This is a genomic window from Exiguobacterium sp. S22-S28, from assembly GCF_043359615.1.
Lineage (GTDB): Bacteria > Bacillota > Bacilli > Exiguobacteriales > Exiguobacteriaceae > Exiguobacterium_A.
The window spans coordinates 1-16,036 of sequence record NZ_JBHFFC010000024.1; the positions used below are offsets into that span (position 1 = coordinate 1).

Genomic DNA, 16,036 nt, shown 5'->3' on the forward strand with positions numbered 1-16,036 from the left:
GTATTCTCGACTGATTTTGATAAATTAGTTACTAATGAATGAAAGGAATATTTTATTATGCATTTAGAAATTAAAAGTTATATTGAAATTCCTCCTGAAAAAGAAGAATTAGATAAAAATCAGGAATATCCGGGATTTGTAGAGATGACTGATTCAGAAGATAAAGATGTATTTAATTATACATTTGGACGATCTGACGGCTATCCTTCAGGAAAAGTCGTTTTTTATTTAGATGGTGAACCACTCCCTTTCAACGCACATGTTAGTGAGCTATACATGTTTTGGCATTTATTAATAAAGAGTGTATCAACAAATGATTTATATGACATTGAAAGATCAGACTGGACTCTACAATATGAGAACGAAGAAGTTTCTTCTCATTTTACCATTCGATTTTTCTATCCAAAAAAAATAGCGGAATTTCATTATAAAAATCAAATTTTGGCTACTTTTTCATTAGATACATATAAAAAAGCAGTCCTACAAGGATTTTTAGATTTTATGTGGCATACGAATTTAGAGTTTGAAACGATTGTTTATGATTCGCTAGGTGAAGAAATTGATTATGCTTCTATGAGAGAAGATACTGGAGATGATTTATATAATTGTCGCTATATCTTCTTACAATTCATGAAAGAAATGTATCGACAAAAGAAATACGATTTAAACACTCTCATTCATCTCGATTTTAAGGTAAGTCGTTCTTTTTCTGATTTAAAATATGAGTTAGAAGATTAAATCTATAAGAGTAATCCCTGTATCACTTCTTCAAATGTTTCATCAATGACGACAACAGTCTCGTGTTCAACGCATTTGATATCCTGTTTAAAGAAAGAACTTAATCTATGAACAGGAACAACCTGAAGCGGACTGATCCATCTATCAACATGGCATTTCCGAAGCATTTGACACAATTTCTGTCGTATTCTATACCTATGATAATACATGAGCAGGCTAGACGAATTAGCCAACAACGGTCTCTTACCTTTTGTTGAGGGACCGTTGATCATATCAGCACTATAAGTATCTTTTCATCGCAGAGACTCAGGAGGAAGATGGATTGTCAACAATAAACTAGACAATTGTCTTAAGGAGTGTTTGATGCAGCAAAGTGTGTCTCAAGAAAACGATTCGAAGCGACAAAAAAGTGGCCCTTCTCAATAAAGAGAATTACCACCATCTTGTCTTCAGTATTAAGTCATGTCCGATCTTAGGACATGACTTTTGCGTTTAAATAACCGTCGTGAATTTTTTTGCCGTTTCATTCAGTTCATGCGCCGACTCGCTGACGGTCTCAAACCGTTGCAACGTCTCTTCCATGACGGAGACACTGGACGAGGCATCGGTGTTTGCCCGCGTGATGCCCTGTTGAATCCGTTCCAGTTCCTTGTTCATCTGTTCCGTCGTGTCGCGAACGTTAATGACGGCGAGTTCAACGAGTTTTGAGAGATTGCGGACTTCCGTCGCCACGACGTTAAAGCCGCTTCCGTGCTCCCCGGCGCGTGCTGCTTCAATCGAGGCGTTCAGCGACAATAAGTTGGTCTGGGCGGCAATCTCTTTGATTGTCCCGGTGATTTTTGTGATCTCGGAAGACTGTTCCTGCAGATTCGTTAAGGTCCGTAAATTTTCCTTGGCATCATCCGCCATCTTCTCGATTGTTTGTTTGAGTTGCCGGCTTTCCTGTTTGCCTTGCACGGAGCGGGTATCAAGATCCGTTGCGATGCCGGCAAACGACGTCGCATACGTTTGGATGGTCTCTTGCCGGTCCGTAACATCAGAGGCGATCTTGACGACACCGACGACTTGGTTTGCTTCATAAATGGGCATATAGGTCGCCTCCAGCCAAATCGAGTCGCCGCGGGCGTCAATCCGTTCGATTTTATCGGCTGAGCTAAAACCGGCCAGTAGTTTGCTCCATAATTTTTGATACGCCTCACTGTTTGCAAAATCCGCTCGGCAAAACAGGTGATGGTGCATGCCAATCATCTCATCGCGTTTGTACTTCATCGTCTTCGCGAACAAATCGTTGACATCAACGACCCGGCGTTGTGTATCAAAACGAATCATTGCGACATTGTGGGTCAAGGCTTCCAGAATATCAGCAGAAGCAAGGGTTGGGTTTGTTAGTTGTGGTGTCGTCATTTGGGTAATCTCCTTCAGGTGTTCATATAGATCATCGGTTTAGTAAAGAAACTATTCTTAAAAAAAATGTTTTCATCTGCCGTTTATCATAACAAGTCCCATTTCCGCTTTACATCATTCTGCTCATATCCACAAAAACATTGACCCCTTTCTCGAAAAAGGTCTTTTTTGGGACTTTTTCTTTATACTTTACAACTTATTTCCAATCATGTATCATTTATATCGGGAGGCGATACATTGAGAGACGATATAATTGTTTTGACCGAGAGCACGTATTATGTTTTGCTTTCGTTGACGACACCGAAACACGGATACGCGATGATGCAACAAATTGAACAATTAACAGATGGACGCGTCCGGATGGGACCAGGCACGATGTATGGGGTCTTAAAGAATTTACTTGAAAAAGGCTGGATTAAAATTGTCGAAGAAGCCGGTCGCCAGAAAATTTATGGTTTGACAACATCCGGCTATGAAGTATGTTTGGCAGAACGGACCCGTCTGTCGCAAGTATTACAGCATGCTGATGACTTACTTAAAGGAGTAACTGATGAAAAAATTCAAATTTTACCTAAATGATGAAACAGAAGAACGCTGGGTCAACGAGATGAGTCGTCAAGGCTGGCAACTGACGAAGTTCTCCCCGTTCGTCTACACGTTTGAACGGGAGGATACGGTCTATACGTACCGGAATGAAATGATTACTCAACGGCCAAACCGTTCTGAGTACTTCGCTTTTTTAGAAGAAACAGGTGTCGAAATCGTTCATGCCAATCCTTTTTGGGCATACTACCGGAAAGCCGGCACCGAAGAATCCTTTGAATTGTTTACGGATACAAGCTCGACCAAACGCTACTTAGAAAAGAAACTCCAAACGTATTGGATCACCCTACTGTTTTTACTGATCTCGATGCTGTCCTTGTTTTTAATCCCAAATATCGGACAAGAGATGACACATCCTGTGACTGCTTCGGTGATGATTGGATTCGCCGTCCTTGAAGTTCTGTTGATTGTAGCGATTTTCTCGATCATCTACCGGACTAAAAAGCATCTACGGTCGCTCTAACACCAAAAAACCTCTTCGATTTTATTGTAAATCGAAGAGGTTTTGCTTATTTCAAGGCATAACCTTGCTCGTTCAATAATCGTTCCCATTCGCTTAAGTACATGTAATCTTGTGCGCCGAGCGGATTATCGAGCTTCGTGATGAATTCGAGACTGTTGCCGTCCGGATCATTAAAATGAATCTTCGCATGGGCATGCTGGGCAATCGGCATGACGAACGGTTCCGTTCCTTCAAAACCAAATGCCTTGCGTGGCGTGTAGCCGCGTTCCGTCAGCCAACGGACCGACTCACGTAAGCCGTCGAGCGAGACTTGAAAGGCGATATGCCGGATCGACGGATGGTACGGCAACTCGGCTTGGTCCGCTTGCCAGAGACCAAGCCAGCTTTGCTCTTCGACAATCCAAAGAAAGGCGATTTTTTCATCCACGATGTGATCAAGCTTCAATCCGAGTCCCGTATAAAACGCGATGGACCGCTGTAAGTCGCTGACGGGCAGATGTGCTTCATATAGGCCAAGAATCATCGCCGTTCACGTTCCTTCACGTGTCCGTTCAACGCCGCAATATAGCGGCTGGCCGAACGGGCGACGGCTGCATTCGCATCCGTAACAACGATTTTATGGAACGCGTCGTAAATCTGATTAAAGCGGACGTCTTTTAGGACGGACGCCATCTCAGCGACGGTCGTTGCCGGTAACGGAATCAGGTTCGGATAACTGTACATGAAGCTGACCCACGCCCGGTCGGCGACGACACGGACGATATCTCCCGTCAGTAAAATCCCGCGACCATCGTTGCCGGTCGTCCATTCGAGAACGGTCGCCCCGTCAAAATGACCGCCAATACGGTGTAAGATGACATCCTCACTTAACGCGAGTTGATCACCGGACCAGAAAACGATCTGTTTACTCGGTCGTGTCACCCACTCTTGATCCGCTTCGTGGATATACAGCGGGATACCAAATGTTTCCGCCCATTCGACCTGAGTCGCATAATAGTGCGGATGCGATAATGCCATCGCGTCGATTTGACCCAATGCATCGATGACGGTCTGATCGAGATAGGTTACACAATCCCAAAGAATCCGTTTCGTTCCCATGACAAGGTAAGCCGTCTGTCCGATCCCGAACTTCGGCGTCGTGACCAGACTTTGAAGTCCCGGTTGTTCTTCTGTCACCGTCGTCTGATACATCCCGGACGAAATCATGTCCGACAGTGTCGTCCACGACTGACCGTTCGGATTGACGTATTGCCGCTCATCCGTACAAATCGGACAAACGTCGTCCCGCGTCACGTTTTCATCCATCTGTACCCCGCACGTCGTACAAATCAAGTACTGCATCGAATTTTCCCCCTGCTGTTTACTGTTTTCTGAGACGCATCACTGTATAATAAATCAGTGCGAAAATGACCGCTCCAATCACAAATCCGAGTAAGACACTGCCGTCAAACGTTCCTTTGACAGCGTACACAATGCTCAAGCCGATTAGGGCGCCACACAAAATCATCAAAATACGGATCATCAGATTTGAGGTCCTCATATTGATCCCCCCCTTCAAATATGGTGCTACAATGTTCTTGGCGCATCCGCCATCGCATTCGCAAGAATCATGTAAATGATTAGATTGACCGGAAACGGGATCACAATAAAGATCAGACGAACAGCGAGTGATGAAATACCAAACTGTGCTGCCAGTCCCCCGCAAACCCCTTGGATCGATCGATCCGTCGCTGATTTCCGTAATGGTGTACTCAATCGTTTCCCCTTCTTTCTCCATATGATATGACTCCTTTTGGATAGTCAATCCATATGTTACAATAATTAGTATAACGCAACAGCGACTGGTTTTGCAGGGTGCAGCCTCATTAAACCAGGATCTGATTGAAAGGATTTGAGAAAATGGACATTTGGTATTTAATCCAAGAACGAGCCGTTCCGGTCACCATTCTCGCATTACTGATGATGGGAAGTGCGGTCGTCGTCTTTACGGTATGGAAAAGACGTCTCGCATTATCGATGCCGCTGCGTCTCTTTACGACAATCGTTTGTTTAGTCTGTATTATCGTTTCAGGCGGCTTACTGCTTTTTACGTTGTTCCTTGGGTATAACTCTTGAGAACGTTCACACACTAGATGATGAGAAAGACGTTACTTCCCCGTTCGGAAAGTAACGTCTTTTTTTTCATTCCCTTTCATCAAACGTCAGATTGACCGGTGTACGCGGTAACGACGTTTGACCCAGTTGGTTTGTTGAAGGAATGTTGGCTTCGACTTCATGGAACGAAAACGAATCTGCCCACACAGTGCCTGCTTCCTCAAGCAAAAAGCCGAAATGGAGCGACAACGCCTCATCCGGAACATCCAGTACGATGGCACAGTAAGTCCAGTCGGTCTCGCCACTTAAAGAACGGTCGGACATATTGTCGAATTGCAGCGGATCGCCGCTGATATCATCGACTCGAAACCAAGCTCCGGCTCGACCTGTTGCTTCCGTCTTTAAAAAACCGGCGAACATCATCCGCTTCCCGCGATAATCGACTGCTTGAATACTTTGCATCATCGTGGCAAATTTGCCTGTCGCCAATCCGTCGGACACGTGACGTAATTTTCCGGATTGAACCCCTTGATGTACAATCTCTGAATCGGTCTCAAAGTGATACTCCTCGGTATGGGTACCACTCATGAACCATCCTGTTAGTTGATTCGTTTGCATATGTTGTCGCTCCTTATCGGTTAATGTACTGATAATTTGACGATAGCGCCGCGGCGGTAAACCATATTGCCCTTTAAAAACACGGGTAAATGCTTCTTGCGACTGATAGCCGCAGTGAAACGCGAGCTCTAAAATCTCAATCTCCGTTGATCGTAACAACCGAGCGCTGTCCGTCACACGCCGTGTCCGAATATAGTCTCCGACGGTCTGACCGATCCGCTTTTTGAATAAGCGCCCAAAATGAAACGGGGAATATTGCGTAAAGGCGGGCAGCTGCTCCGATAAATCCTCTGCGTAAAGATGTGTTTCGATATAGTGCATGACGGTTTGCCAGTCTCGTTCGTTGATGGAAGCTCCCTCCTTTTCCGGTTTATATCATCACTCTTGCTGATTTCATTGTAACGAATCAGGTTTATTCCATTTTGATATTTTTTGCGTTCTTATTCAAATCAGCAAAAAAGCCGACTGAACGTCGACTTTTTCAATTCATTTTTTAACGGTCTGTTCAAACGTTTCTTGTGTCCGGTATTCTCGATTCTGCCAGATCCATCGTTTGGCTTTTCCTGTTGCCAGCCGATACGTATTTTTCTCGAACTGATTGCCGGAACTTGTCTTAAAGAAATGGGCAACAAACAGATTATCTTGCCCCGTCGTAAACGTATTGCGGTCAATGCGGTTATCGCGGACATCATGCTGGATCAGCAGTTGTCCCCCTTCCAGTCCTTTCGTATCATTGCCGGTGACTTGATTGTTCGTGATCCGTACCTGTCTCGTTCCCCCCCGCTTTTTATCGTATCCGCCGATCGAAATGCCGGTAAACCGATTCTGTTTCACCAAATTGCGACGGACCGTGACTTGTTCTGCATACTTCCCAGCGTGTTCGCTCGTCACCTCGATACCGATATCATTCCGCTCGACGATATTGTTTTCGATTGTCAGTCGCTTTCCACCGTCGACATAAATGCCGGCTGCATTGTAGTCCTTACCGTAAACAGGATTTCCGTAACTCGAACTGTCGGATACGCGATTCCCGGCAATCGTCCCGTTTCGTGCATAATCCTCCGCCGGATTCGTTGCGACCCCTTCATATCCGATTAAGTCGATCCCGATGTTATCGTTGCGTCGAACGATATTGTTCGTGACGGAAAATCCGTCGATGTTGCCGTTCAGCACCAAGGCTTCGCTCGCGCCAAGCCGGTTGTCTTCGACCCGATTCCCCCGGACGGTGATCTGCTTCAACCGACCGGTTCCATAGATTGCAATCCCGTGGGCGTTGCCGTCTTTGGCGTTCGTCTTGATCCGACGGACCTGATTATCGATCAATTGAATGTTCCGTCCTGTACCGGTGACAAACATCCCGATCGGCGTCTCATTGGTTCGTGTTGTTTCGATGTCTGCGACCACCAGTCCTTGAATCGTCACGTACTGTCGATTTTCAATCCGGATGAGTGTCGTGTCCCCGTCTTTCTGCCTCAGCGCCTTACCACTTAACACCACTTTCTCCTGTTGATAATTCCGGAAGACGACCGGTGCTTGTTTCGTCCCGCTGTGCTTGACCGTCAACGCTTCCGTGTACGTTCCTTTGCGGAGGTACACCGTCGTCCCGGCTTTCGCGAGCTGACTGGCTCGTTTCAGCGTTTTCAGCGGTTGCTTGATCGAACCGGTATTCGTATCCTTGCCGGTCGGAGCGACATACAGAACTTTTTTGGCAACTGTTGACTCCGCCGATTCTTGATTCCAAGTCGCCGAACACCCAAACAGTCCGAGCGACAGCAAGAGAATAAAACGTTTTTTCATGTAACCCCTCCTTCCTGCGATGCATAATCCGATTGTAACTATCATCCATTCCCCTTACACTGAATATACCTACATATGAAGGGCGTGACATGGATGTTGAAGCAAATGCTCGTCTGTTCTCTATCGGCATTTTTACTCGCCGGTTGCAGTACGGAAGAAGCCGTGCCGAAAAAAGTCGTCAAACCAACGGAACTGCCGTTGACACTCGAACTGGATCAGTCCAAAAAACCATCAGATTCAATTAAAAACGAGGTCGTTTATAAAATGTCCGGTCGATCCAAGAATCCGCTTTACCTGATCGGAATCGAGCATTTTGCGTCAGGCAAGCAGAAAATCTGGTTTTCCGAGACAATCAAGCCCGGTCAATATGATGGAAATTTACTGAAACTCAGTCAACAGTTCGACAGCACAAAAGGCTATCGGTCATACACCTATGAGTTGGATGGTACGATGCATGACTGGTCCGAAGAATCAAATGCTTTCAAAGGAGTCATGATAAGCGACGTCGAATTCCGTGACAAGTCATTTCGTCCGTCTACATATGAACTGTTGATGTTTGAAAAATCGACCGTCCAAGAGACCATGAAAGAAAAATCAATGGATACCATCCATTCTCCAAAAGACATTCGACTGAAAAAAGGTGAAAGCGCGTTCACAATTACGTTATCGGTGAAGAAAGTCGACGACATACTATAAAAAACAGACCTGTCTCTTTACGTAAAAGAGGCAGGTCTGTTTCTTTCAGTGCCGCTGATGCGGCAAGGGAATCGTTAACGGTTTGAAGTCCGGTCCGAGCAGGATTTTCATCAAAAAGATCAGCTGTCCGGTGTGATAGGCATAATGCGCGAGCTGCCGTTCAATCGCGTCGACGACGAGATGCGGTTCACCACGGATCAAAACGGTCCGCTCCAAATCGTCCGGTGTCAGGGAAGCAAGCGTCGATTCGACAAGTTGCCAGCCGTCGTTCCACAGTGTCAGTAAGGTCTCTTTGTCATGACCCTGGTCGACAAACTCGGCGTCCCGGTTGCGATCCGGCTTTTCCCCGTCTGTCGTTAAAAAGTCGGTCCAGCGTGAGGTCATATTGTTCGTCATATGTTGGATCAACAACGCGACGCTGTTCGTATCCGGTGCCAGTATCTGATGAAACTGTTCCTCGTTCAGCCAGCCGAGTGCCTGCTCCGCTGGTTCCCTGACCGCACGGAAACGTGCTTGAACCGCCGCTAAATATACCTCTTCAAAAGCCATTTTATTCACTCCTTTTGATGTGAATCAATCACGAAATCAATGCAATCTGGTTCTTCGACTGCCTGAAGAACGATTTGACGAGTCATTGATCGATTTCATTCTTCTCTTCCATTGTAACGAATTTTCATTACCACTTGATCGATTGTTTCATTAAAAAAAGACACTGTCGCATTAACAGTGCCTTCGTGTCGTTTCAATTATCTTGCTGTGACGCCACCATCTACCGGAAGACCGATCCCGGAGATGTGACTCGCTTCGTCGGTCGCGAGGAATACGACCGCATGCGCAACTTCTTCGGCTTGCCCAACGTGACCAAGCGGAATCACCTGTTCAAAATAGTCTTTATATGCCGTCATTGACGGGGCACTCATCTTCGTTTCGATGTAACCTGGATAGACGGCATTGACACGGATGTTGTCCTTTCCGTAATCGACAGCTGCCGCCCGCGTCACCGCATCGATTGCTCCTTTTGATGCCGTATAGCCGCCGGCCCCCGCCATTCCGCTGATCGCAGAAATCGAGGCAATGTTGACGATCGAACCCCCTGTCTCCTGCATCAACCGAATCGCCTGTTGCATCCCGAGCAGGACACTGTTGACGTTGATGTTGAAAATCCGGGACCAATCGGTTTCATCCTGCTCTAAAAACGGGGTACTGAGCGCAATGCCCGCATTATTGACCAAAACATCCAGTCGATTAAACTCCCGCTCGACCATGTCGATGACGTCTTGCCAACTCTCACGGGAAGAGACGTCATGTCGTAAGGCATATGCTTGACCCCCTTCAAGCAAAATCTGTTTGACGACAGCACGGACGGCCTCTTCATTGATGTCCGTCGCGACGACGATGGCGCCTTCACGCGCTGCCATCAGTGCCGTTGCTTCTCCCATGCCACTACCAGCACCGGTAATTAACATGATTTTTTCTGCTAATCGATTCATCTTCATTCACTCCATTTCTGAATTACTGCTGCATCGCTAAAAAATCGGGACTGGTCGGATTGCCGATGTAATGTCCGCCTTCAATCTGAAGGGTTTGTCCGGTCATGAATTTTGATTCGTCTGACGCGAGATAGACGACGGCATGTCCGATGTCATCGGCTTCGCCGTGATACGGAAGGGCATTGTATTTTTCGAATGTTGCGAGCAGACTTGGACTCATGTTGGCTTTTGCCGCCGGTGTCAAAATCAGACCGGGAGCAATCGCATTACAGCGAATCAAATCCTTCCCGTACTGTGTCGCGATATACTTCGTCAACTGGACGACGGCAGCTTTTGATGTCCCATAGGCAGAACGGATGCTGTCACCTGCAAATGCCGACATCGAAGCTGTATTGATGATCGATCCGCCACCTGCTTCTTTCATATGTGGAATGGCATATCTTGCACCAAGCAAAACACTTTTGACATTCACGTTCATCAAACGGTCCCATTCTGCCAAGTCCATTGCGACGACATCTAAGTCTTTCTGAAGGTTTGTCAGCCCGACGTTATTGAATAATACGGTGAGTCCACCAAACGTCTCGACGGTAAAATCGATGGCGGATTGAATCGATTCAGCTTCAGACGCGTCCAAGAAGACGGCAGAAGCTTGTCGTCCTTGTTTTCTTAACTTAGCCGCTACTTCTTCCGCTCCATCGACGTTATAATCTGCGACGACGACGGCGGCTCCTGCTTCGGCGAGCAAAGTCGCGGCCGATAAACCGATCCCTGACGCACCACCTGTTACCAACGCTACTTTCCCCGCTACTCGACTCATCGTTTCACTCCGTTCTCTCGTTTCGCCCGAATGTGGGTCAAGAGTTTTTCATTGATTGCTAAGTATTGACGAATCTCGTCTTCATCTAACACGTCATACAGTTCGAGGTACTGTTGTTTTCCAATTGCTTGGGCTTCACGTAAGACTCGCTCTCCTTGCTCCGTGATTTGCAGCAAAACTTGCCGGCGGTCCTGTTCGTTATAGACCCGTTCGACCAATTCAAATTGAATCAGTTTTTTAGCGATGTTCGTCATCGCGCCTCCTGTAAAACCAAGTGTTTCTGCTAACTTCATCTGATTTTGAGGACCTTTCCGTTTCAGCTCACCTAACGTCAGAATCGGCGAAATTCCGACATTGTAGGGAAAACGAGCGTTCCAATCGATGATGGCCTCATTCGTCACGGCTTCCACTGTATGGATCATTTTAAAGAGTTGATCTTGTTCCATTGGTTCGACATCCTTTCTTGAGCGTTTATCTCACAAGAAAAATCTATTGGATTCCTTATCGCATTGAATAATTTAACACTAAACTATTTAACTGTAAACATTTTTCACGGGTTTATTTTATGCGGCGATATTTATTCTACCCCTTAACTTTTTTTTACTACGTTTGCTATAACTTATTCAAAATCTAGCCGATAACGTAGATAAGCAACACGTAAACTATCATCAGGAGGCTTATATGGACACGACACGGACTCATTCCATCAGAACACGTCTACTTCTCATCATCAGCTTGATCCTCATTCTTTTCTTTATTTTCAGCAGTGCTTCCCTCTATCTCAATACCAAACAAACCGCGCTGTCGACGCTCAAAAAGACGGCAGAACAAGATGCATTACGGATTGCCCGAAGCGTCGATTCCGAGTCCTATCAGAAATTCTTAACGAATCCAACGAATGATACGACTTACGAACAGTTACGCGAATCACTCGATCAATTGCGACAGCAAAACGGTCTCTTGTACGCATACACCGCAATAATCGACAACAATCAAGTTAAAGTATTGGTCGATGGTCTGCCGGTCGCCGACGCCGCTAAGATCAATGATCCGGCAACAGGGGCTGTCGCGTCCGATATGAAAGAAGTCTTACAAGGCAAAACGCACTCAACCGATGTCATCGATGATCCGAAGTTCGGTCAGTACATCAGTGTTTACGTTCCGTTAAAAAGTACGACGGGTGACATCATCGGGATTTTAGGAGTCGACATTGCGGCAAAAGACGTCGAGACCTTAACGACGACGCTGGTAAAACAAACGTTGCCGCTGTTTCTCGGTTTACTCGTCTTACTCTTACTGTTGACACTCGGATCACTGTATTACATACTCGGTCGAAAACTGAAACCGCTCGAAACGCTTCAATCCGTTGCGCGAATGATTGCCGACGGAAAACTTTCGCAAGCCGATCAGACGATGCAACAACTGAAGATTCCGGCAAAAGATGAAATCTATACGCTCGCCCGTTCGATTCAGCAGATGAACGAAACACTCCGCCTGATGATCGTCGACATTAAACGGACGACCGTTCTCGTCACGGACACGAGTCAGGCGATTGATGCCGGGACGACGGAAGTCCTCGACGGTTCAACGCAGATTGCCGAGACGATGTCGGAAATCGCGACCGGTACGGAAAGTCAGACGCACACGACACTCGCCTTGACCGATGAGATGACCGGTTTCTCCTCGCTCGTCCAAAAGACGACCGATGACAGTCAGCAAATCGAACAGACCGTCGAGACGATGCGTGTGGCGACCCGCGACGGGCAGACGCAGATGAAACAGTCCGTCATCCGGATGAACACGATTCATACGCATGTCGTCGAAGCGACGGAGCAGGTCCGCCAACTGAAACAACAATCCACCGACATTCAAGGACTGGTCACGATCATCCGCGACATCGCGGCACAAACGAACTTACTGGCACTCAATGCGGCCATTGAAGCGGCACGTGCTGGCGAACAAGGCAAAGGATTTGCTGTCGTCGCAACCGAGGTCAAACAGTTATCGACGCATGTCGCGAGCAGTGTCGATCAGATTGCTGCGATTGTCCAGAACATCACCGGGAATTCGATGCAAATGGAAGTCCGGTTCGCTGAGACATTACAAGAGACGGTCTCCGGTCAACAGGAAATTCAAGCGACGGACGGCTCGTTCACCCAAATCGCAAAACAAGTCGGGACAGTCGCGGCGTCCGCTGCCGGGATGCGTCAACAAATGCTTGACGTTGCTCGAACGGAAGCCCGAATTCGTAATGCCCTGACGGAAATCGCATCCGTCGCCGAAGAACATACGGCCGGCAACGAAGAAGTGGCGGCGGCGTCCGAGCAAATGATTGCGACGATTACTGGACTGCATGTCCTAGTCGAGACATTAAACGAAACATCTTCTTATTTAACAGATCAGACGGAGAAATTCGATCTGACGTAATCAACAAGCGTCCGTCTCCCTCGAAGGAAACGGACGCTTGTTTGTGATAAAATTTGGTTTGATATTGCTAGCGGCTACATACGAACCGCACCACCTGAAAGGATGATTAACGATGAAACAAATTCATCACCTCTGTATCCAGACGACTGACTACACTGCGTCGAAAACGTTTTATGAACAACTGGGATTCGAACTCGTCCAGGAGTCCCCTGATTTCCACACTCGTGCTTTTAACAGTTGGTTGAAACTCGGTGACTTTTACATCGAACTCCAGACGAACAAAGTCGACGAGACCTTGACGCCTTATACGAAACACGCGGCGGGTCCCGTCCATTTCGCACTATACGTCGACGACTTGCAGGCAGAAGTTACCCGGCTCGAACAACTCGGCATGCCGTTTTTACCGAAACACGGCGGCAACATCTATTTCGTCGTCGACGGTCACCTCAGTAAACTGAAAGCGCCGGAAGGAACGATCATTGAACTGCGGGATACGTGGACGATCAACGGCTGAGGCCGTTCCGTGTCACTTATGGTTAATCGATTCATTTAATTTGATGCGATATGGATCATTCCAAGAAGGCTCGTCCTTGATGAGATCGTCACAGAACGCCGCGACATCCGGTCCTGTAATGTCTGTGACGGTTTTCCCTTCTGCTGCACCCATCTCAAACAAGTCGAGTAATCCCTCGAAGATTCGACGGGTCGACGGCCAATCCACCGGTCCTCCGGCGATTGCCAGATATTTTTGAATCGCACGATAGGCATGGAAATAGTCAGCAGGTAAATGTTTCGCACGACGCTCCATCGCTCGGTAATGCCGTTTATCTTCTAAGTTACCCATGATGTTTTCAACGATACTCATACGGGTTCTCCTTTCGGTTGACTCATTTTCAGTTCTGTCAGCTTGCTTGAAACGAAGCTCCAACGCTCCCAAAATGAAGCAAGCCGCGCTTGACCGGCAGCATTCAACGCATAAAACTTCCGTGGTGGTCCTTGTGTCGATGGTTTTTTGACGGTATCGACGAGTTGATTTTTCTCAAGCCGCATCGTGATCGTGTAGACCGTCCCTTCCACTACATCTTTAAAGCCCAATTCACGTAACTGCCTTGTGATTTCATACCCGTACGTCTCTTCCCGACTGATGATTTCGAGCACACATCCTTCGAGTACGCCTTTTAACATTTCTGTGATGTCTTCCACGGCATTCCCTCCACTCCAGTACTCTGTATTACTATCTACAAGTATATAGTATAACTAAGTAGTTGACGTGTCAATGAAAGGTTGCATGTTTTGACTGCAAGCTATCATAGTGATGTGTGTATTCGTAAGCAGTTAAAGATAAGAAAAAACAACGCATGCCGACTACAAGCATGCGTTGCTGTATGTATAACCATCAAAGGATTTTGTAAGATTCAAGGTTTTGTGCGGGAAATGTTCGAATCCATTTATCGCATTTTTCCCAGGCTTATTCATGTAAAGTCATCTTAAATACTGTTAACCTAAGACCAATAGGGAAAATATGGTTCGTTTGATTTTCAAAAAATAAAAATAAGGAACATTTATTACGTCCATTCTCTCTTTATGCTACAGATGATCTCTCATTTTTTAACACTTTAAAACACAACAACATTATCGAAAGGAGGAGTGGTTTTGAAGAAGTTACTCTTGTTCGTTTTACTCTTCACGGGAACAATCGTTTTAAACGGGTGCACGACCATGACTTCAACCAAAATAAGTGACGATAGACCGGTGATTTATTTTGATGCAACTTCAATCCTTTCGCTTGGACGTGATCATCAAATAAAGATGCTTATGCTGTCTAGTGTCCCTACAGATTCAGTCGCTGTGTCAGATGCGAATGAAGAGTTACACGTGATGAAAGCAGATAATACCAAGAACTTAGAAGAGATGACCATTCTACAGCACGATGAACCCGCTGCGGAAGAATTTAAAACCCTTGTCATCGACTATCTTGAAGTAGAAAACGCATATATAGACAAAAAGATTGAGAGCCTTTATTCAGACAACGTACGTCACCCGAATCGATTTTCGATGGAGACACTTTATTCAAGAGCCGATGCTGAACTCCCTAACTTCCGATATGAGCCGAATTAACAATCAAAACTCTTTCTGAGCGAACAGTTGAATTCCATCAATCTGCAAGATCTCACTAATATAAAAAGACTCGAATTGATACGATGAAGGGATTTTTTAATTAAAAAAAGTAATCTATTCTGAAAAGAGGAATCATGCAATGAATTTAAACTATCAAATGACTTTTGAAGACTTTATGGCATTACAAAAGGACGCTTTAAACAGGGCACGCCATCATCAAGCAAGATCTAATGTTGCTTTCATAACGTTGGCTCTGATGGTGTTGCTACTCGGCCTTATCCTTTTCACTATACTCGTACCGCTTTTTCTTGGGTTTTTCTCGGAAAATGTAAGCCAACTCATCATCGTCTGTTTGTCTTTTGTTCCAGTTCTCTTATTGAAGTCGACTTTAGTAAAGTATTATGAATTCGTTACACTCCGGCAAGTGAGATCTTCACTTAAAAACGATAAGCGATGGCCGCGAAATGTAACGTTACACCTTCATGAAACGGGCATTCAATCAAATTCTACGTATAACGGTATCGTTAAAAACACGAACATCGCATGGGAAGAATTTAAAGCGGTCAGTGAAGATGATGATCGCCTCTTCCTATACTTTGAAAATAACGAAGCACTTATTTTACCGAAAACATACTCTTCATGGACTGAAACAGAACACGTGCTGCTTCGAGATTTGATAAAACAACACTTAAACCATGACTTTGGACAAGAAAAAAAATGACCGTCTGTTTCTAGTTCAATTCTTAATGTAAACGCCCCCCACCTTTAAGT

22 protein-coding genes are annotated in these 16,036 nt (G+C 46.0%); 9 read left to right on the top strand and 13 right to left on the bottom strand.

Features of this window, described 5'->3' with window-relative positions:
* Positions 1-57 precede the first annotated feature (57 nt).
* Positions 58-738, top strand: coding sequence for a hypothetical protein (locus ACHA8N_RS05560; protein ID WP_393965008.1), 681 nt, complete (start codon positions 58-60; stop codon positions 736-738).
* Positions 739-1,230: 492 nt separating this feature from the next.
* Here the strand turns inward: ACHA8N_RS05560 and ACHA8N_RS05565 are convergent, their stop codons facing one another.
* Positions 1,231-2,142, bottom strand: coding sequence for a methyl-accepting chemotaxis protein (locus tag ACHA8N_RS05565; RefSeq protein WP_393965009.1), 912 nt, complete (start codon positions 2,140-2,142; stop codon positions 1,231-1,233).
* A 237-nt stretch (positions 2,143-2,379) separates the two neighbouring features.
* On the opposite strand from ACHA8N_RS05565, the gene ACHA8N_RS05570 reads away from it, so the two are divergent.
* Both ACHA8N_RS05570 and ACHA8N_RS05575 read left to right on the top strand, forming a co-directional pair.
* The gene (locus ACHA8N_RS05570) at positions 2,380-2,721 is read left to right on the top strand and encodes a PadR family transcriptional regulator (protein ID WP_393965010.1); all 342 of its coding nucleotides are present in this window, start codon (positions 2,380-2,382) and stop codon (positions 2,719-2,721) included.
* Positions 2,693-3,208 carry a DUF2812 domain-containing protein gene (locus tag ACHA8N_RS05575; protein ID WP_393965011.1) on the top strand — a complete coding sequence of 172 codons (516 nt, stop codon included), beginning with the start codon at positions 2,693-2,695 and terminating at the stop codon, positions 3,206-3,208. Before ACHA8N_RS05570 ends, ACHA8N_RS05575 begins: the two co-directional genes overlap by 29 nt.
* A gap of 46 nt (positions 3,209-3,254) precedes the next feature.
* On the opposite strand, the gene ACHA8N_RS05580 is transcribed toward ACHA8N_RS05575, so the two are convergent.
* The 4 genes from ACHA8N_RS05580 to ACHA8N_RS05595 are packed head-to-tail and all read right to left on the bottom strand — an operon-like array spanning position 3,255 to position 4,963.
* Positions 3,255-3,731 carry a VOC family protein gene (locus ACHA8N_RS05580; RefSeq protein WP_393965012.1) on the bottom strand — a complete coding sequence of 159 codons (477 nt, stop codon included), beginning with the start codon at positions 3,729-3,731 and terminating at the stop codon, positions 3,255-3,257.
* Positions 3,728-4,549, bottom strand: coding sequence for a hypothetical protein (locus tag ACHA8N_RS05585; protein WP_393965013.1), 822 nt, complete (start codon positions 4,547-4,549; stop codon positions 3,728-3,730). Before ACHA8N_RS05585 ends, ACHA8N_RS05580 begins: the two co-directional genes overlap by 4 nt.
* A 19-nt stretch (positions 4,550-4,568) precedes the next feature.
* The gene (locus ACHA8N_RS05590) at positions 4,569-4,748 is read right to left on the bottom strand and encodes a hypothetical protein (protein WP_393965014.1); all 180 of its coding nucleotides are present in this window, start codon (positions 4,746-4,748) and stop codon (positions 4,569-4,571) included.
* Positions 4,749-4,774: 26 nt separating this feature from the next.
* Positions 4,775-4,963, bottom strand: a complete 189-nt coding sequence (locus ACHA8N_RS05595) for a PspC domain-containing protein (RefSeq protein WP_393965015.1) — start codon at positions 4,961-4,963, stop codon at positions 4,775-4,777.
* A gap of 144 nt (positions 4,964-5,107) precedes the next feature.
* Here ACHA8N_RS05595 and ACHA8N_RS05600 point away from each other — a divergent pair, with 144 nt between their 5' ends.
* Positions 5,108-5,323: a hypothetical protein gene (locus ACHA8N_RS05600; RefSeq protein WP_147511173.1), complete on the top strand. Its 216-nt coding sequence runs from the start codon at positions 5,108-5,110 to the stop codon at positions 5,321-5,323.
* 66 nt (positions 5,324-5,389) lie between these two features.
* Here ACHA8N_RS05600 and ACHA8N_RS05605 read toward each other — a convergent pair whose 3' ends face one another.
* Both ACHA8N_RS05605 and ACHA8N_RS05610 read right to left on the bottom strand, forming a co-directional pair.
* Entirely contained in the window at positions 5,390-6,241 is an 852-nt protein-coding gene (locus ACHA8N_RS05605) for a helix-turn-helix transcriptional regulator (protein ID WP_393965016.1), read from the bottom strand.
* 165 nt (positions 6,242-6,406) lie between these two features.
* Entirely contained in the window at positions 6,407-7,717 is a 1,311-nt protein-coding gene (locus tag ACHA8N_RS05610; protein WP_393965017.1) for a right-handed parallel beta-helix repeat-containing protein, read from the bottom strand.
* A 93-nt stretch (positions 7,718-7,810) separates the two neighbouring features.
* Here ACHA8N_RS05610 and ACHA8N_RS05615 point away from each other — a divergent pair, with 93 nt between their 5' ends.
* On the top strand, positions 7,811-8,413 hold the full coding sequence (locus ACHA8N_RS05615) for a hypothetical protein (protein ID WP_393965018.1): 603 nt from the start codon (positions 7,811-7,813) through the stop codon (positions 8,411-8,413).
* A gap of 45 nt (positions 8,414-8,458) precedes the next feature.
* On the opposite strand, the gene ACHA8N_RS05620 is transcribed toward ACHA8N_RS05615, so the two are convergent.
* From ACHA8N_RS05620 to ACHA8N_RS05635, 4 genes are all read right to left on the bottom strand, one after another.
* Entirely contained in the window at positions 8,459-8,962 is a 504-nt protein-coding gene (locus tag ACHA8N_RS05620) for a DUF1572 family protein (RefSeq protein WP_393965019.1), read from the bottom strand.
* A gap of 197 nt (positions 8,963-9,159) precedes the next feature.
* The gene (locus ACHA8N_RS05625; protein ID WP_147511177.1) at positions 9,160-9,903 is read right to left on the bottom strand and encodes an SDR family NAD(P)-dependent oxidoreductase; all 744 of its coding nucleotides are present in this window, start codon (positions 9,901-9,903) and stop codon (positions 9,160-9,162) included.
* A 22-nt stretch (positions 9,904-9,925) separates the two neighbouring features.
* Positions 9,926-10,720, bottom strand: a complete 795-nt coding sequence (locus tag ACHA8N_RS05630; protein ID WP_393965020.1) for an SDR family NAD(P)-dependent oxidoreductase — start codon at positions 10,718-10,720, stop codon at positions 9,926-9,928.
* On the bottom strand, positions 10,717-11,166 hold the full coding sequence (locus ACHA8N_RS05635) for a MarR family winged helix-turn-helix transcriptional regulator (protein WP_393965021.1): 450 nt from the start codon (positions 11,164-11,166) through the stop codon (positions 10,717-10,719). Before ACHA8N_RS05635 ends, ACHA8N_RS05630 begins: the two co-directional genes overlap by 4 nt.
* A 235-nt stretch (positions 11,167-11,401) precedes the next feature.
* On the opposite strand from ACHA8N_RS05635, the gene ACHA8N_RS05640 reads away from it, so the two are divergent.
* Positions 11,402-13,147, top strand: coding sequence for a methyl-accepting chemotaxis protein (locus tag ACHA8N_RS05640; RefSeq protein WP_393965022.1), 1,746 nt, complete (start codon positions 11,402-11,404; stop codon positions 13,145-13,147).
* Between the two features lie 112 nt (positions 13,148-13,259).
* Positions 13,260-13,661: a VOC family protein gene (locus ACHA8N_RS05645; protein WP_393965023.1), complete on the top strand. Its 402-nt coding sequence runs from the start codon at positions 13,260-13,262 to the stop codon at positions 13,659-13,661.
* A gap of 12 nt (positions 13,662-13,673) precedes the next feature.
* On the opposite strand, the gene ACHA8N_RS05650 is transcribed toward ACHA8N_RS05645, so the two are convergent.
* Positions 13,674-14,012: a DUF1048 domain-containing protein gene (locus ACHA8N_RS05650; RefSeq protein ID WP_393965024.1), complete on the bottom strand. Its 339-nt coding sequence runs from the start codon at positions 14,010-14,012 to the stop codon at positions 13,674-13,676.
* Positions 14,009-14,350: a PadR family transcriptional regulator gene (locus ACHA8N_RS05655; RefSeq protein WP_393965025.1), complete on the bottom strand. Its 342-nt coding sequence runs from the start codon at positions 14,348-14,350 to the stop codon at positions 14,009-14,011. The genes ACHA8N_RS05650 and ACHA8N_RS05655 overlap by 4 nt, the downstream gene beginning before the upstream one ends.
* 450 nt (positions 14,351-14,800) lie before the next feature.
* Here ACHA8N_RS05655 and ACHA8N_RS05660 point away from each other — a divergent pair, with 450 nt between their 5' ends.
* On the top strand, positions 14,801-15,265 hold the full coding sequence (locus ACHA8N_RS05660) for a hypothetical protein (protein ID WP_393965026.1): 465 nt from the start codon (positions 14,801-14,803) through the stop codon (positions 15,263-15,265).
* Positions 15,266-15,404: 139 nt separating this feature from the next.
* Positions 15,405-15,986: a YcxB family protein gene (locus ACHA8N_RS05665; protein WP_393965027.1), complete on the top strand. Its 582-nt coding sequence runs from the start codon at positions 15,405-15,407 to the stop codon at positions 15,984-15,986.
* The last annotated feature ends 50 nt before the right edge of the window (positions 15,987-16,036 follow it).

Coding starts and splice junctions, on each gene's coding strand:
- ACHA8N_RS05560 (WP_393965008.1), top strand. CDS start 58: ATGCATTTAGAAATTAAAAGTTATATTGAAATTCCTCCTGAAAAAGAA.
- ACHA8N_RS05600 (WP_147511173.1), top strand. CDS start 5,108: ATGGACATTTGGTATTTAATCCAAGAACGAGCCGTTCCGGTCACCATT.
- ACHA8N_RS05650 (WP_393965024.1), bottom strand. CDS start 14,012: ATGAGTATCGTTGAAAACATCATGGGTAACTTAGAAGATAAACGGCAT.
- ACHA8N_RS05645 (WP_393965023.1), top strand. CDS start 13,260: ATGAAACAAATTCATCACCTCTGTATCCAGACGACTGACTACACTGCG.
- ACHA8N_RS05605 (WP_393965016.1), bottom strand. CDS start 6,241: ATGCACTATATCGAAACACATCTTTACGCAGAGGATTTATCGGAGCAG.
- ACHA8N_RS05615 (WP_393965018.1), top strand. CDS start 7,811: ATGTTGAAGCAAATGCTCGTCTGTTCTCTATCGGCATTTTTACTCGCC.
- ACHA8N_RS05610 (WP_393965017.1), bottom strand. CDS start 7,717: ATGAAAAAACGTTTTATTCTCTTGCTGTCGCTCGGACTGTTTGGGTGT.
- ACHA8N_RS05665 (WP_393965027.1), top strand. CDS start 15,405: ATGAATTTAAACTATCAAATGACTTTTGAAGACTTTATGGCATTACAA.
- ACHA8N_RS05565 (WP_393965009.1), bottom strand. CDS start 2,142: ATGACGACACCACAACTAACAAACCCAACCCTTGCTTCTGCTGATATT.
- ACHA8N_RS05620 (WP_393965019.1), bottom strand. CDS start 8,962: ATGGCTTTTGAAGAGGTATATTTAGCGGCGGTTCAAGCACGTTTCCGT.
- ACHA8N_RS05635 (WP_393965021.1), bottom strand. CDS start 11,166: ATGGAACAAGATCAACTCTTTAAAATGATCCATACAGTGGAAGCCGTG.
- ACHA8N_RS05580 (WP_393965012.1), bottom strand. CDS start 3,731: ATGATTCTTGGCCTATATGAAGCACATCTGCCCGTCAGCGACTTACAG.
- ACHA8N_RS05640 (WP_393965022.1), top strand. CDS start 11,402: ATGGACACGACACGGACTCATTCCATCAGAACACGTCTACTTCTCATC.
- ACHA8N_RS05630 (WP_393965020.1), bottom strand. CDS start 10,720: ATGAGTCGAGTAGCGGGGAAAGTAGCGTTGGTAACAGGTGGTGCGTCA.
- ACHA8N_RS05575 (WP_393965011.1), top strand. CDS start 2,693: ATGAAAAAATTCAAATTTTACCTAAATGATGAAACAGAAGAACGCTGG.
- ACHA8N_RS05585 (WP_393965013.1), bottom strand. CDS start 4,549: ATGCAGTACTTGATTTGTACGACGTGCGGGGTACAGATGGATGAAAAC.
- ACHA8N_RS05590 (WP_393965014.1), bottom strand. CDS start 4,748: ATGAGGACCTCAAATCTGATGATCCGTATTTTGATGATTTTGTGTGGC.
- ACHA8N_RS05625 (WP_147511177.1), bottom strand. CDS start 9,903: ATGAATCGATTAGCAGAAAAAATCATGTTAATTACCGGTGCTGGTAGT.